General features: G+C 53.6%; 1 protein-coding gene. It reads right to left on the reverse strand.

The genetic code is table 11. The features are described from left to right. Window positions 1-252, reverse strand: a 252-nt coding sequence (locus tag OOT08_RS18945; RefSeq protein WP_325094451.1) for an aldehyde dehydrogenase family protein, incomplete at both ends; no start/stop codon positions are given.

The raw sequence follows: 252 nt of genomic DNA on the forward strand, positions 1-252 counted from the left end.
TTCAGCGCTTTTTCAAAAATGGACTCATGGACAAACAGGGTGTCGGGCGCAATGCACGTTTGTCCCGCATTAAGGAATTTCCCCCAGACGATGTCCCGGATGGCCGCTTCCGAAAAACCTGTTTCATCGAGGATACGGGGGTTTTTCCCGCCGAGCTCCAGGATCACCGGTGTAAGCTGTCCCGCTGCCTGCTCGGCTACGAGTTTTCCGGTCTCCCCGCTTCCTGTGAAAAAAATCAGGTCAAAAGGTGAT

This window comes from Leucobacter sp. M11 (genome assembly GCF_035726885.1).
Classification (GTDB): Bacteria; Actinomycetota; Actinomycetes; order Actinomycetales; family Microbacteriaceae; genus JAPFRB01.